At 70.5% G+C, this 14,648-nt stretch carries 13 protein-coding genes and 1 tRNA gene; 8 read left to right on the plus strand and 6 right to left on the minus strand.

From position 1 onward, the window contains the following. Positions 1-54 precede the first annotated feature (54 nt). Genes gltB through BCF33_RS09115 form a run of 4 tightly spaced genes read right to left on the minus strand, consistent with a single transcriptional unit; the run spans position 55 to position 7,173 of the window. The gene (gltB, locus tag BCF33_RS09105) at positions 55-4,578 is read right to left on the minus strand and encodes a glutamate synthase large subunit (protein ID WP_106160634.1); all 4,524 of its coding nucleotides are present in this window, start codon (positions 4,576-4,578) and stop codon (positions 55-57) included. After that, a complete protein-coding gene (locus BCF33_RS14065) occupies positions 4,575-4,997 on the minus strand; it encodes a GFA family protein (protein WP_158259397.1) in 423 nt (140 codons plus the stop codon). The genes gltB and BCF33_RS14065 overlap by 4 nt, the downstream gene beginning before the upstream one ends. Beyond that, the gene (locus BCF33_RS14070) at positions 4,994-5,692 is read right to left on the minus strand and encodes a hypothetical protein (RefSeq protein ID WP_158259398.1); all 699 of its coding nucleotides are present in this window, start codon (positions 5,690-5,692) and stop codon (positions 4,994-4,996) included. The genes BCF33_RS14065 and BCF33_RS14070 overlap by 4 nt, the downstream gene beginning before the upstream one ends. Before the next feature lie 26 nt (positions 5,693-5,718). Beyond that, entirely contained in the window at positions 5,719-7,173 is a 1,455-nt protein-coding gene (locus BCF33_RS09115; protein WP_106160635.1) for an NAD(P)-dependent oxidoreductase, read from the minus strand. 218 nt (positions 7,174-7,391) lie between these two features. Here BCF33_RS09115 and BCF33_RS09120 point away from each other — a divergent pair, with 218 nt between their 5' ends. Further along, complete coding sequence (locus BCF33_RS09120; RefSeq protein ID WP_106160636.1) at positions 7,392-8,210, plus strand: undecaprenyl-diphosphate phosphatase; 819 nt, start codon at positions 7,392-7,394, stop codon at positions 8,208-8,210. Positions 8,211-8,234: 24 nt separating this feature from the next. Here the strand turns inward: BCF33_RS09120 and BCF33_RS09125 are convergent, their stop codons facing one another. Both BCF33_RS09125 and BCF33_RS09130 read right to left on the minus strand, forming a co-directional pair. Further along, positions 8,235-9,350 (minus strand): glycosyltransferase family 4 protein, encoded by a 1,116-nt coding sequence (locus BCF33_RS09125; protein WP_106160637.1) that lies wholly within the window; start codon positions 9,348-9,350, stop codon positions 8,235-8,237. A gap of 174 nt (positions 9,351-9,524) precedes the next feature. Further along, positions 9,525-10,541, minus strand: coding sequence for a complex I NDUFA9 subunit family protein (locus BCF33_RS09130; RefSeq protein WP_245883796.1), 1,017 nt, complete (start codon positions 10,539-10,541; stop codon positions 9,525-9,527). Positions 10,542-10,650: 109 nt separating this feature from the next. Between BCF33_RS09130 and BCF33_RS09135 the strand changes: the two genes are divergently transcribed. The 7 genes from BCF33_RS09135 to hpf all read left to right on the plus strand — a co-directional run bounded on the left by BCF33_RS09135 (position 10,651) and on the right by hpf (position 14,584). Continuing rightward, positions 10,651-10,737, plus strand: a tRNA-Leu gene (locus BCF33_RS09135). A gap of 47 nt (positions 10,738-10,784) precedes the next feature. Then, complete coding sequence (locus BCF33_RS09140) at positions 10,785-11,480, plus strand: alpha/beta hydrolase (RefSeq protein ID WP_106160638.1); 696 nt, start codon at positions 10,785-10,787, stop codon at positions 11,478-11,480. A gap of 9 nt (positions 11,481-11,489) precedes the next feature. Beyond that, positions 11,490-12,101: a ribonuclease D gene (locus tag BCF33_RS09145; protein WP_106160639.1), complete on the plus strand. Its 612-nt coding sequence runs from the start codon at positions 11,490-11,492 to the stop codon at positions 12,099-12,101. Then, complete coding sequence (locus tag BCF33_RS09150) at positions 12,101-12,691, plus strand: hypothetical protein (protein ID WP_106160640.1); 591 nt, start codon at positions 12,101-12,103, stop codon at positions 12,689-12,691. The genes BCF33_RS09145 and BCF33_RS09150 overlap by 1 nt, the downstream gene beginning before the upstream one ends. A 15-nt stretch (positions 12,692-12,706) precedes the next feature. Beyond that, positions 12,707-13,165, plus strand: a complete 459-nt coding sequence (locus tag BCF33_RS09155; protein ID WP_106160641.1) for an LptA/OstA family protein — start codon at positions 12,707-12,709, stop codon at positions 13,163-13,165. Further along, entirely contained in the window at positions 13,162-13,914 is a 753-nt protein-coding gene (gene lptB, locus BCF33_RS09160) for an LPS export ABC transporter ATP-binding protein (protein ID WP_106160642.1), read from the plus strand. Before BCF33_RS09155 ends, lptB begins: the two co-directional genes overlap by 4 nt. Positions 13,915-14,014: 100 nt before the next feature. Next, positions 14,015-14,584 (plus strand): ribosome hibernation-promoting factor, HPF/YfiA family, encoded by a 570-nt coding sequence (gene hpf / locus BCF33_RS09165; RefSeq protein WP_106160643.1) that lies wholly within the window; start codon positions 14,015-14,017, stop codon positions 14,582-14,584. Positions 14,585-14,648 lie beyond the last annotated feature (64 nt).

Consider the following 14,648-nt stretch of genomic DNA (forward strand, 5'->3'; position numbering starts at 1 on the left):
GGCCAGTGACCGCGCGGCGGCGGCCGGATCAACCGTCCGCCGCCGCGCGCCGCGTCACTGTGCCGGAACCGCCTCGGCTTCCCAGCCGAGCGGCGCGGCGAGATGGGGCAGCATCTCGCGCGGGCAGACCTGGAGGAACTCTGCCTCGGCCTCCTCCCAATGCTGGAGCAGGCCTTCGGCCTTGCGCGAACCGGTCTCCTCGAGATGCCGCTCGACCAGCTCGCGAAGCTCGCGGCGCCAGTGGTCGTGCACGACGGGGCCGAGGACCAGCGTCTCGACGTTCATCAGGCGCGCGGCGGTGCCGTCGGGGTCGTGCACGTAGGCCATCCCCCCCGTCATCCCGGCCCCGAAGTTCGCGCCGATCCCGCCGAGGACCACGGCCACCCCGCCCGTCATGTACTCGCACCCGTTCGAGCCGCAGCCCTCGATCACCACCCGCGCGCCCGAGTTGCGGACGGCGAACCGCTCGCCCGCGCGGCCGGCGGCGAAGAGATGGCCGTCCGTCGCGCCGTAGAGCACCGTGTTGCCGATGATGGTGTTCTCGGCCGCCACGAGGGCCGAGACCTTGGGCGGGCGCACGACGATCGTGCCCCCAGACAGGCCCTTGCCCACGTAGTCGTTGGCGTCGCCCGATACCTCGATCTTGAGGCCAGGCGCCGCGAAGGCCCCGAGGGACTGCCCGGCGCTGCCGGTCAGCTTCACGTGCAGATGGTCGGGCTGCAGCTCGTTGCGCATTCCGTACTCGCGCACGATGTGGCTCGAGACCCGTGTGCCCACCGTCCGCAGCGTATTCTGCACCGTGTAGGAGAGCTGCATCTTCTCGCCGTCCTTCAGGAAGCGCGCGGCGTCCTTCACGATCTGCTTGTCCAGCGTCGCCATCACGCGGCCCCGCTCGCGGTCGCGGTCGAACCCGCCCGCGCCGCCCTCCACGGTGACGAGGAGGGGATTGAGGTCGAGATCGTCCAGATGCGCCGAGCCTCGCGAGACCTGGGAGAGGAGGTCCGCCCGGCCGATGATCTCGTCCAGCGACCGCGCGCCGAGGCTGGCCAGCAGCTCGCGCACCTCCTGGGCGTAGAAGGTGATGAGGTTCACCACCTTGTCGGCGTTCCCGGTGAACTTCCCGCGCAGCGCCTCGTCCTGCGTGCACACGCCCACCGGGCAGGTGTTCGACTGGCACTGACGCACCATGATGCAGCCCATCGCGATGAGGGCCGCGGTGCCGATCCCGTACTCCTCGGCGCCCAGCATGGCGGCGATGACGATGTCGCGCCCCGTGCGCAGCCCGCCGTCGGTCCGGAGCGTCACGCGATCCCGCAGCTTGTTCAGCGCGAGGACCTGGTGGGCCTCGGTCAGCCCCATCTCCCAGGGCAGGCCCGCATACTTGATCGAGGTCGCCGGCGAGGCGCCCGTGCCGCCGTTGTGGCCCGAGATCAGGATGATGTCGGCCTTGGCCTTCGCCACCCCCGCCGCGATCGTCCCGACGCCCGAGGCGGCGACGAGCTTCACCGTCACCTTGGCGCGCGGGTTGATCTGCTTGAGGTCGTAGATCAGCTGCGCCAGGTCCTCGATCGAGTAGATGTCGTGGTGCGGCGGCGGGCTGATGAGGGTCACGCCGGGGGTCGAGTGACGCAGCCGCGCGATGAGCTCCGTCACCTTCATGCCGGGAAGCTGCCCGCCCTCGCCGGGCTTGGCGCCCTGAGCGACCTTGATCTCGAGCTCCTCGCACTGGTTGAGGTACTCGGCCGTGACGCCGAACCGGCCGGACGCCACCTGCTTGATCTTCGCGGAAGGGTTGTCGCCGTTCGCCTCCGGATGGAAGTGGGCGGGATCCTCGCCCCCCTCGCCGGAATCCGACTTCGCCCCGATCCGGTTCATCGCCACGTTCAGCGTCTTGTGCGCTTCGGGGCTGAGCGCGCCGAGGGACATGCCGGGCGTTACGAAGCGCTTGCGGATCGCGGTGACGCTCTCGACCTCCTCCACCGGCACGGGCTGGCCGACCGGCTTGAAGTCGAGGAGGTCGCGCAGGTGGATCGGCGGGTTGGACCGCATCTTGGCGCTGTACTGCTTCCACATCTCGAAGCTCGCCGTGCCCACGGCGACCTGCATCATGTGCATCGAGGATGCTTCCCAGGCATGCGTCTCGCCCGTGCGACGGGCCTTGTAGAAGCCGCCGATGGGCAGGACGTTGGCCGGGCCGCCGAAGCCCCTGATGTGCACCTCCTCCAGCTTGCGCTGGATGCCGGCGACGCCGATCCCGGAGATGCGCGAGGGCATCCCGGGGAAGTACTCCGCGCACATCGCACGGGAGAGGCCGACCGCCTCGAAGTTCAGCCCGCCGCGATAGGACGAGATCACGCTGATCCCCATCTTCGCCATGATCTTCAGCAAGCCCGCGTCTATGGCCGCGCGGTATCGGGCGACCGCCTCCGTCAGGGTGCCGTCGATCAGCCCCCGGTCGATCCGGTCGGCGATGGAATCCTCGGCGAGGTAGGCGTTCACCACGGTGGCGCCCGCGCCGATGAGGACGGCGAAGTAGTGCGGGTCGACGCATTCGGCCGAGCGCGCGCAGAGCGAGCAGAAGGTCCTGAGGCCCTTCTTCGTGAGGTGCGAGTGGACCGCGCTCGTCGCGAGGATCATCGGCATCGCGACGCGGCCCTCGCCTTGGTGCTGATCGGTCAGCACGACGTGGCCCGTGCCCGATGCGACGGCCTCCTCGGCTTCCTCGCGGATGCGGGCAAGGCCCGCGGCCAGCGCGCCCGCCCCCTCGCCGGCCGGGAAGGTGCAGTCGATCTCGCGCATGGGCGCGTTGAACGCCTGCGTCAGCCGCTCGAACTGGGCGTTGCCGACGAAGGGGCTGTCGAGGACGAGGATCTCGGTCTGGGCCGAGGACTGGTCGAGCACGTTCTTGAGGTTCCCGAACCGCGTCTTGAGCGACATCACCCGGTACTCCCTCAGGGAGTCGATGGGCGGGTTCGTGACCTGGCTGAAGTTCTGACGGAAGAAATGCGAGAGCGGCCGGTACTGGTTCGACAGCACCGCCGACGGCGTGTCGTCGCCCATGGAGGCCAGCGTCTCCTTGCCGTCCTCGGCCATGGGGGCGAGGATCTGCTCGAGCTCCTCGACCGAGTAGCCGGCCGCGACCTGCCGCCGGCGCAGCTCGTCGCCCGCGAAGAGGGCGCGCTCGGCAACCTCCGCCAGCGCCCCGTCCAACTCCACGATCCGGCCCACCCAATCGCCGTAGGGCTTCTCGGCGGCCAGCGCGTCCTTGATCTCGCGGTCGTGGAAGAGGCGCCCCTCCGCCATGTCCACGGCGATCATCTGGCCTGGGCCGAGCGCGCCCTTCCGCGTCACGCCCGCCTCGTCCACGGGGACCATGCCCACCTCGGACCCCGCGATCAGCAGCCCTTCGGCGACGACGTAGCGCATGGGCCGCAAACCGTTCCGATCGAGGCCCGCGCAGACCCAGCGCCCGTCGGTCATCGCCAGCGCGGCGGGCCCGTCCCAAGGCTCCATCACCGCGTTGCAGTAGGAGTACATGTCCCGCCAGGCCTGGGGCAGCTCCTCGGCCTGCTTGGACCAGGACTCGGGCACCAGCATCGTCTTCGCCATGGGCGCGGAGCGGCCCGCCCGCACCAGCACCTCGAACACCGCGTCGAGTGCCGCCGAATCGGACGAGCCGTTCGCGACGATCGGCTTGATGTCGTCCTCGAGCCCAGCGAAGGCGCCGGCGGCCATGCGGATCTCGTGGCTCCGCATCCAGTTCAGGTTGCCCTTCAGCGTGTTGATCTCACCGTTGTGGGCCAGCATCCGGAAGGGCTGCGCCAGCCACCATTGCGGGAAGGTGTTGGTCGAGTAGCGCTGGTGGTAGATGGCGAACGCGCTCTCGAAGCGCTCGTCCTGGAGGTCGGGATAGAAGTCCGCCACGTCCTGGGCCAGCATCATGCCCTTGTAGATGATCGACCGGCAGGAGAGCGAGGCGAGGTAGAGATCGCGCACCCCGGCGGCGAAGGCGGCCTTCTCGATCCGGCGGCGGATCACGTAGAGCTCACGCTCGAAGGTCTCCTCGTCCACGCCCTTGGCGTTCGAGATCATGATCTGCTCGATCTCCGGGCGGGTGGCGTTCGCCTTCTCGCCGAGAACGTCGATGTTCACGGGCACGTGCCGCCAGCCGTAGATAACGTAGCCCATGCGCAGGATCTCGGATTCGACGATGGTCCGGCAGGTCTCCTGCGCGCCGAAATCGGTGCGCGGCAGGAAGACCTGGCCCACGGCGAAGAGATCGTCGCGCATGGCGTGGCCGGTGCGCTCGACCTGCTCACGGAAGAAGCGGAACGGGATCTGCACGTGGATGCCCGCGCCGTCGCCGGTGCGCCCGTCCGCATCCACCGCGCCCCGGTGCCACACGGCCTTGAGCGCGTCGATCCCGGCCGTCACCACCTTGCGGGACTTCGCGCCGTCGATCGACACGACGAGGCCGACGCCGCAATTGGCGGTCTCCGTCTCGGGCAGGTACATGCCCGTCCCGGCGAGCCGGCGGGCGTCGTCCTCGTACTGAGCGATCCAGGCGTCGGCGGTCATGGGCGTTCCCCTTCAAGGTGCTTCGCGAGCGCGACCATCTCCTCGGCCTCCGTGCTCTGCGAGGCGCCCGCGAACGGCGGCAGCCATCCGGGGCGATGATCCACGAAAATCTCCTGATCGACGGTCAGGCCGGACTGGTCGTCCAGCAAGCCCGTGGTCACGTAGGCGATCGACTTGCCTCGCATCCGCCACCAAAGCGTCGAGCCGCAGGTGCCGCAGAAGGCCCGCTCACCCCATTCGGACATGCGGAAGGTCCGCACCGCGTCCTCGCCCGCCACCACCAGGTCCGCAACGCGCACCGACCAGAGCGGTCCGCCCCCCGTCCAGCGCTGGCACTGGCTGCAATGGCAGGCTTGGATGCCCGAGCCCACCTCGGCCCGCACGCGCACCGCGCCGCAGAGGCAGCCGCCCTCCCTCACGGGCGGAACCCGATGTCGCTGACGTCGCAGCCGAAGGCCGGGCGGATGTCCCCAAAGCCCGGATCGCCCTCGCGCGCGAAGCGCACGGGGGAGTTGTCGCTCTCGATCACCCGGCCCCCGATCCGCGCCGTCTCCGGTCCCGCGAAGAAGAGGCGCAGGTCCTCGGAGACGTACTGCTCGCCCGTGACGGAGATCAGCGCCTCGCCATCCTCGTCCAGGCGCTGATAGGCGAAGATGGTGCGCTGCAGCGGCACGCCGTCGATCTCGACCTCGCCCCCCTCCAACCGGTCGATGCCGACGACGCGGTACTCGTTCGTGCCGCGGGGGCCGTCCTCCTGCAAGGTGAAGTCGAAGCTGTCCTCCCCCGTCTCGAACAGCTCGGAGAGGCTCGCGGGGTCCTCGGCGTCGACCAGGCGTTCCCGAGAGGCGCCGCCGATGGTCTGGACCCACTGGTACTCGGCGTCCACGACAGAGGCGCCCGTCGCGCCGTCCTCGCGGAACTGAATCGAGCGGCGGAAGCCCTCCGGGTCCTCCTCGCAGATGAAGTATTGGGTCACGGCGCATTCCCGGCCCTGCACAGTGAGCTGCAGCTCGCAGCCTTCGGGCACCTCGAACTCCTGCGCTGCCGCCGGCCCCGCCAGAAGCGCTCCGAAAAGGGCGCCGAGGGACGCGCCGGTGAGAATCCGCGATGCCATTGCCGTCGTTCCTTTCGGTTCGTGCGTTACTCGGCGGCGATGCCGGCGCTCGCGGCGTCGAACCGCTGCAGCATCGCGGCGGCGGCCTCGCGCCCGTCGCGGATCGCCCACACGACGAGCGAGGCGCCCCGCACGATGTCGCCCACCGCGTAGACGCCGTCCATCGCCGTCTCGTGGGTGCCGAACTGCGCGCGCACCGTGCCCCAGCGCGTGACCTCCAGCGCGGGCTCGTCCCAGAGGGCAGGCAGATCCTCGGCCTCGAACCCCAGCGCCATCACGACCATTTCCGCGTCCTCGACATAGTCCGCGCCCTCGATCACCTCGGGCACCTGGCGGCCCGTGGCGTCGGGCTGGCCCAGGCGCATCCGGCTGACCTCGACGCCCTTCACGGCCTCTTCGCCCGGCCGCGTCACGAACCGCTTCGGAGCGGAGAGCCAGACGAACTCGACCCCTTCCTCCTCCGCGTTCGCGACCTCGCGCTGCGATCCGGGCATGTTGGCCCGGTCACGGCGGTAGAGGCACTTGACCGAAGTGGCGCCCTGCCGGACCGCGGTGCGGACGCAATCCATCGCCGTGTCGCCCCCGCCGATCACGACGACCCGCTTGCCATCGGCCGACAGCTCGCCCGAGTCGAACTCGGGCACCGCGTCGCCGAACGACTTGCGGTTGGACGCGGTCAGGTAGTCGATCGCTCTGACGACTCCGGCGGCGGACGCGCCAGGGGCGGAGAGGTCGCGCGTCTTGTAGACCCCCGTGGCGATCAGCACCGCGTCGTGGCGTGACCTGATCTCGGCGAAGGACGGGGCCCCTTCGGCGCCGACGTCGCAGCCCAGGGCGAACTCGACCCCGCCCTCCTCGAGCTGGCGGTTGCGGCGCATCACGACGTCCTTCTCCAGCTTGAAGCCAGGGATGCCGTAGGTCATCAGCCCGCCAGCGCGATCATGACGGTCGTAGACCGTCACCTGCACGCCCGCGCGGCGCAGCATGTCGGCGGCGGCCAGCCCGCCCGGCCCCGCGCCGATGATCCCGACGCTTTCGGGCCGCTCGGCGGAGGGGGCGATGGGCTGGACCCAGCCCTCCTCCCAGGCGGTGTCGGTGACGTACTTCTCCACCGCACCGATGGTGACGGTGCCGTGGCCGGACTGCTCGATGACGCAATTGCCCTCGCAGAGACGGTCTTGGGGACAGATGCGGCCGCAGATCTCCGGGAAGGTGTTGGTGAGTTGGCTGACCTCGTAGGCCTCGCGCAGCCGTCCCTCGGCCGTCAGGCGCAGCCAGTCGGGGATGTTGTTGTGAAGCGGGCAGTGCGACTGGCAGTACGGCACGCCGCACTGCGAGCAGCGCGCCGCCTGCTGCGCCGCCTTCCGCCGGGCGAACTCGCCGTAGATCTCATGGAAATCCTCACGTCGGGCGTCGGCGGCACGCTTCTCGGGCATGTCGCGCGGGGTCGACACGAACTTGAGCATGGGCTGCTTGGCCATGAGAGGCTCCGGAGGATGGCTCGGAAAGGTCGCCGACAGCCTCTAGCCGATCGAAGCCGCGCCTGACAAGTCAGCGATGCTGACCTGAAATGAGCGTCTGATAGCTGTGGGGGCCTCCACCGCGCGCGAACACCTGGGGTTTAAGTCCGGGATGCCCCCTATCCCGCCGAAGGGACGGCCGCTAGAGCGTCGGCGCACCTTCGACCGGAACCGCGCCCATGCCCCTCCTGCACCTGATCCTGGTCGCCCTCATACAGGGCGTGACCGAGTTCCTGCCCGTATCGTCCTCCGGGCACCTGATCCTGCTGCCCAAGCTGACCGGCCTCGACGACCAGGGGGTCGCCGTGGACGTGGCCGTGCACGTCGGAACCCTCGGGGCGGTCGTCCTCTACTTCCGGCAGGAGGTCGCGCTGGCGCTTCGGGGGGCGGGCGACCTTCTTTCGGGGCGGACCCGAACGGAAGGCGCCCGCCTCATGTCCGGGCTCGTCGTCGGCACCGTCCCGGTCGTGGCCTTCGGGCTGGTCCTCTTCGCGGCCGACGCCGAGGAAGCGCTCCGGTCGGTGGCGGTGATCGGCTGGACGATGCTGGGCTTCGGCGTGCTGCTCTGGATCGCGGACAAGTGGGGCCGGACGGAGAAGGAGGGCGTCGCCTGGCCGTTGCGGGACGCGGCGGTGATGGGCCTGTTCCAGGCCGTCGCCCTGATCCCCGGCACGTCGCGCAGCGGCATCACCATAACGGGCGCGCGCGCTCTCGGCTGGAAGCGGGAGGACGCCGCCCGCCTCGCCATGCTCATGTCGATCCCAACGATACTGGCCGCGGGCGCGCTGCTGGGGTTCGACGCGCTCGCAGCCGAGCGGGACGCCGCCTTCTGGCGCGAGCTCGCCCTCGCGGCCGCGCTCGCCTTCCTCGCCGCACTGGGGGCGTTGGCGCTGATGATGCGAATGCTCCGCAGCGTCAGCTTCACGCCCTACGTCATCTACCGCGTGGTCTTCGGCGCCGCGCTCCTTCTCTGGGCGTACTGGCCGCTGCCGGCCTGATCGGGGGGGGGGAGGGCCCTCGCCCTACTCGGCCAGATGAACCGTCCCGGGGGCCTCCCCGACGCCGAGCCGCGTCGCGCCGGCCACGTCGTCCGGCGCCCGGTCCCTCATCCCGACGAGCCGCTCGTAGAGGCGCACGTACTCCTCGGCCATCCGCCTCGCGCTGAACCGCTTCTCGAACGCGGCGCGCACGCCTTGGCGGTCGATCCTCAGGACGCGCTCGACCGCGGCCAGGGCGCCGGACATCTCCTCCACGAGGACCCCTGTCACGTCGTCCTCCAGGACCTCCGGGGCGCTTCCATTGCGCCAGGCCAGCACCGGCGTGCCGCAGGCCATCGCTTCGATCATCACGAGACCGAAGGGCTCGGGCCAGTCGATCGGGAAGAGAAGGGCCGAAGCCCCGCCGAGGAAGTCGGCCTTGTCGCGGCCGCCGACCTCGCCGACATACTCGACCAGCCCGCGGTGATGGCGGATCAGGGGCTCGATCATGGTCTCCCAGTACTCGCGGTCCACCCGATCCACCTTGGCGGCGATCTTCAGCGGGATCCCCGAACGGGCCGCGATCTCGATCGCCCGGTCCGGCCGCTTCTCGGGCGAGATGCGGCCCAGGAACGCGAGGTAGCCATCGGGCTCTGCGCGGAAGGGCAGTTCGTCCTCGGGGAGGCCGTGCAGGACGGTTCCGGCCCAGTTGACGTCCACGGGAAGGTGAAGCCGCTGATGATCCGAGATGGAGACCAGCGGCTCGTCCGGGAAACGCTCGTAGAACGGCTTGAGGTCGTCGAGGTCCAGCCGGCCGTGCAGCGTGTGCAGGGTCGGCGCGGCCAAGCTCCGCAGAAGGGGCATGCCGACGACGTCGAGATGCGAATGGATGACGTCGAACTCCTCCGCACGGTCCGCGACGTCCCCCAGGAGGATGCCGTTGTAGACGCTGTGGTCAACGATGTGCGGCTGCAGGCGCAGAGCCTTCGGAACGGAGGCGTGGAGACGCGCCGCGGTCCGCGAATCGCCCGAGGCGAAGAGGGTCACGTCATGGCCCAGTCGGACGAGTTCCTCGGTGAGCCAGGAGACGACGCGCTCCGTTCCGCCGTAGAGGCTGGGCGGCACGCTCTCGGCGAGCGGTGCGACTTGTGCTATACGCATTGGAGCGATACTCCCTCCGATCCTGATGCCCCGCTTTCGGATACGGACGCCCGAAAGGGGGAAGCGAGGGGCGCCGCGAAGACGGCCCCCTGCCTTCATGTGTGTGCAGGACGAGAGCTAATCTGATCGCGCCTTCCGGCAAGCCGGACCGTCGGGAACCGAGCGGAGGCCGCGCTAGATGTCCTCGCGCAGGTCCTTCGCGCTCTCGGTGATCTCGGCGTACTCTCCGCCCTTGCGGAAGCGCCAGAGATAGCCCGGAAGGATCGCCTCCATCGACATCGGCTCGATCCCGAGGTCGGCGAAGGTCATCGCCCTGCCCGCGACGACGTTGTCGCGTCGCAGGTTGCGGACCTGGTCCACCGTGACCGGCTGCGGCACCAGCCCGAAGCTCAGCCGGCTGGCGGCGCCGGCGCCCCAACCCATCGCGCTGGCGAGGGGAAAGGGGATGTTGCCGATCAGGCGGCGGCGGCCGATGACGTCCAGCATCTGCTCCATCAACTCGCGGAAGGTGGCGACGTCGGGGCCTCCCAGCTCGTAGATGCCGGGCATGGCGGCACCGGTCAGGGCCTTCTCGGCGGCATGGGCCACGTCGTCCACGTAGACCGGCTGGAACAGCGTGCCGGCACCGACGACCGGCAGGACGGGACCGAACCGGGCCATGGAGGCGAAGCGGTTGAAGAACTCGTCCTCCGGCCCGAAGACGATCGACGGACGCAGGATCACGGCGTCCGGCAGGTGGCGCAGCACCGCGGCCTCGCCAGCGGCCTTGGTGCGCGCGTAGGCCGACTTCGAGCCGGGATCAGCGCCGATGGCGCTGATCTGCACCATCCGGCCGATGCCGCGCTCGACGGCGAGGCGCGCGATGCGCTCGGCGCCCTCCTCCTGAACGGCGCGGAAGGTGTTGCGCCCGGCTTCCTCCAGGATGCCGACGCAGTTCACCACCGCGTCCGCCCCCTCCATTACCGCTGCCACGGAAGCGTCGTCACGGACGTTGCAGAACACCGGCTCGACCTGGCCGACATTGCCGTAGACCTTCACGAAGAGGGCCTCGTTCGGGTTGCGGCAGGCCACCCGCACCCGCCAGCCGGCCCGCGCCATGCGCCGCGCGACGTAGCGCCCGACGAAGCCCGAGCCGCCGTAGATCGTCACGAGGTTCGGGCCGGCGGCGGGGGCGTTCTTCGGCATGGCCATGGGGGCGTCTCCTCGGGTGCGGGCACCGCAGTAGCCGGGCGGGAAAATCCCCGCAAGCGGCCCGTTGACACCCCCCACGCCCCGGCTTAGTGCGCCGCCACACGCGATCGCCCAGATGGCGGAATTGGTAGACGCGCCAGCTTCAGGTGCTGGTGTCCGTATGGACGTGGAGGTTCGAGTCCTCTTCTGGGCACCATTCCCTCGACCGATGGAACCGATCCCCGCCCCGGCGGCTGACGCTTCATGACCGATCCGCACGCCGAACCCCGCATCCTCGCCCTCGGTCCCTCGCCGGAGGAGGCGAGGTCGACCCTGCTGCTCTTCCACGGGCGCGGCGGCGCGCCGGAGGACGTGCTGGGGCTCGCGCAGCATCTCGCCATCCCGGACGTCGCCGTGCTCGCCCCAGGGGCGGCCGGCCGCTCCTGGTGGCCGGAGAGCTTCCTCGCGCCCCTCGCCGCGAACGAGCCGCACCTCTCCTCGGCGCTGCGCATGGCGGGTGCGATCCTCGACGATCTCGGCGGGCGCGGCGTCGCGCCGGAGCGGATCGCGCTCGGCGGGTTCAGCCAAGGCGCCTGCCTCGCGGCGGAGGTCGCGGCCCGGCGCCCGGCGGCTTGGCGGGCGGTCGCCGTCCTGTCCGGCGCGCTGATCGGCACCGCCGAAGGAGAGGGCACGCCGGATCGGGCCCTTCATGGCGCGGCGGACAAGCGGATGGAGTATCACGGCCGGCTGGATGGCGTGCCGGTCCTTCTCGGCTGCCACGAGCGGGACCCGCACATCCCCCTCGCCCGGGTGCGCCGGAGCGCGGACGTGCTGCGCGCGATGGGCGCCGCGGTGACGGAGCACGTCATGCCCGGCGCGGGGCACGGCATCGACGAGGCCGAGCTTCGCTGGCTCGCCGAGGCCCTCGCGCCCGTTGCGGCGGCACGCGGCGCCCGCTAGGCCCTTTCCATGAGCATCCACCTCCATCAGCGCGACCTGCCCGGGGACGTCGACATGGGCCCCGTCGTCGCCATCGACTGCGAGACGATGGGCCTGAACCCGCACCGCGACCGGTTGTGCCTCGTGCAGATGTCGGGCGGCGACGGGACCGCGCATCTCGTCCAGGTGGCGCAGGGGCAGCGCGAGGCGCCAAACCTTCAGCGGATGCTGGCGGACCCGGAAGTGCTGAAGCTCTTCCATTTCGGGCGCTTCGACATCGCGGTCCTCCTCCACGCCTTCGGCACGCTCGCCGCGCCGGTCTGGTGCACGAAGATCGCCTCGAAGCTGGTGCGGACCTATACGGACCGCCACGGCCTTGCGAAGCTCACGCACGAGCTTCTGGACGTCGACATCTCCAAGCAGCAGCAATCCTCCGACTGGGGCGCGGAGGACCTCAACGAGGCGCAGCTGAGCTATGCCGCCTCGGACGTCCTGCACCTGCACCGCATCAAGGACATCCTCGAGGACCGGCTCGAGCGCGAGGGGCGCACGGATCTCGCCCGGGCGTGCTTCGACTTCCTGCCCACGCGCGCGCGGCTCGACCTGATGGGCTGGGCCGACCAGGACATCTTCGCGCACTGATGGCGCGGGGGGCCGCCCTCGACGGCTGGTCCCGCTTCGTGCGGCTGGCGAAGATCATGCTGCCGGTTCTGTCGCTCGCGCTCCTCTCGGTCCTGTTCCTGCTCTCGCGCGACCACGGCACGGTCCCGACGATCCCCTACTCGGACGCCGAGATCGACGCCCTCGCCCGCGAGCAGCGGCTGCGCGCGCCCGACTTCGCGGGCGTCACGCAGGACGGGGACGCGATCCGCATCACCGCCGAGGAAGGCCGGCCCGACCCGCGCGAGCCCTCCGTCGTCACCGCGGCCGGCCTCTCCGTCACCCTGCAGGGCACGGCCCGCGACGTGGCGCTGGACGCGGCGGTGGGCCGGATCGACCCGGCCTCTGGGACCTTCTCCCTCGGCGGCGGCCTGACGGTCCGCACCTCGGACGGCTACGACCTCGATGCCGATGGGCTCGACGGCAGGCTCGACCTGACCGCCATGCGCAGCACCGGCCCCGTGGACGGGGCCGGGCCGCTCGGCGACCTGTCCGCCGGGCTCCTGACGCTCGATGCGGAGGGGCTGACCTTTGATGACGGCGTCGCCCTCGTGTATCGCCCCCCCACTTGAACCCCGGAGCCTGCCATGCGTCCGTTCGTCCTGATCTTGGCGCTCGTCGTCGGCGCGCCGGCCCTGTCGCAGGTCCCGTTCGGAGGGGGTGCGCAGGACGTCGGCGCGCCGGTCGAGGTGACCGCCGACTCCCTCTCGGTGGCGCGGAACGGCGGATCGGCGGTGTTCGAGGGCGGCGTCGTGATCGGACAGGGCGAGATCCGGCTCAGCGCCGCGCGGGTCGAGGTCGCCTATGATGGAGAAAACCGCCGCATCGCCCGGCTCGACGCCACGGGGGGGGTCACGCTCGTCTCCGGGCCCGACGCGGCCGAGGCACGGTCCGCCTCCTACGACGTGGACGCGGGCGTCGTCGTGCTGACGGGCGACGTCCTCCTGTCGCAGGGCGAGACGGCGATCTCCGCCGACAGCGCCACGGTGAACCTCGCCACCGGCGAGGCGCAGGCCGAAGGCAACGTCCGGACCGTCCTTCAGTGAGCGCGCCGGAGGTCATCGAGGGGAGCGGGGGCCTCCGCATACGCGGCCTGAGCAAGGCCTATCGCAAGCGCCCCGTGATCCGCGACATCTCGCTGGACCTCGGCCGGGGCGAGGTGGTCGCCCTGCTTGGCCCGAACGGATCGGGCAAGACCACCAGCTTCTACTGCATCGCCGGCCTCGTGCCGCCCGATTCCGGTACCGTCGCCATCGACGGACGTGACGCCACGGGCTTGCCGATGTATCGCCGCGCCCGCCTCGGAATCGGCTACCTTCCCCAGGAGATGAGCGTCTTTCGCGGCCTGTCGGTCGAGGACAACGTCCTCGCGGTGCTCGAGATCGCGGAGCCCTCTCGCCGCAAGCGGTCCGGAACGCTCGAGCGGCTCCTCGCCGAGTTCGGGATCGAGCACCTGCGCCGCGCGCCCGCGACGGCCCTGTCTGGTGGGGAGCGGCGGCGGCTCGAGATCGCGCGCTGCCTCGCCTCGGCCCCGCGCTACCTGCTGCTGGACGAGCCGTTCGCCGGCGTGGACCCCATCGCCGTCGGCGACATCCGGACGCTGGTGGGGGACCTCCGGACGCGCGGCATAGGGGTCCTCATCACCGACCACAACGTGCGCGAGACGCTGGGGATCGTGGACCGGGCCTACATACTCCACGACGGCGCGGTGCTGATGTCCGGCACGGCGGAGGAGATCGTCGAGGACGAGGCGGTGCGGAAGGTCTATCTCGGAGAGGGCTTCCGGATCGTCTGAGGCGTGGCGAATGGGCGCCGCCGCGAGGCGTTGACAGGCCCCCCGTGCGCCGCGCGATGATGCCGGGGCCGCGCGTGGCGGCCGGACGAAGGGAGAGGCGATGCGGACCAGGGTGAGCGGACGGCAGATCGACGTGGGCGAGGCGCTGCGCGGCCATGTGACCTCGCAGATCGAGGGCATCCTGTCGAAGTACTCCCAACGGCCCACGGACGCGGAGATCGTCTTCTCGCGGCGCGGGCACGAGCATTCCTGCGACGCCGAAATCCACCTCTCGACCGGCATGACGGTCCAGGCCAGCGCCCGCGCGCCGGACATCTACGCCGCCTTCGACGCCTGCGGCGAGAAGATGGACAAGCAGCTTCGCCGCTACAAGCGCCGCCTCAAGAACCATCACGCCGGGCGAGCACGGCCCATTGAAGTCCTCGAAGGCGCCCATTACGTGCTCGCGCCGAGCGAGGAGGAGGAGAGCTCCGAGGACCTCGCGCCGCTGATCGTGGCGGAGATGCAGACGCAGATCCCCTCCCTTTCGGTAGGCGAGGCGGTGATGCAGATGGAGCTGAAGGGCGCGACGGTGCTGGTCTTCCGCAAGGAAGGGAACGGCGGGATCAACGTGGTCTACGCGCGCGAGGACGGAAACGTCGGCTGGATCGATCCCGGCGGATCGGCCTGAGCCCGGCAACGCGGAGCGGCGCGAGGCGGCGTAGACGGCCGCCACGCCGCGGGCAGTACGAGGT

The sequence above is a fragment of the Hasllibacter halocynthiae genome, assembly GCF_003003095.1.
In the GTDB taxonomy this organism is placed as follows: domain Bacteria; phylum Pseudomonadota; class Alphaproteobacteria; order Rhodobacterales; family Rhodobacteraceae; genus Hasllibacter; species Hasllibacter halocynthiae.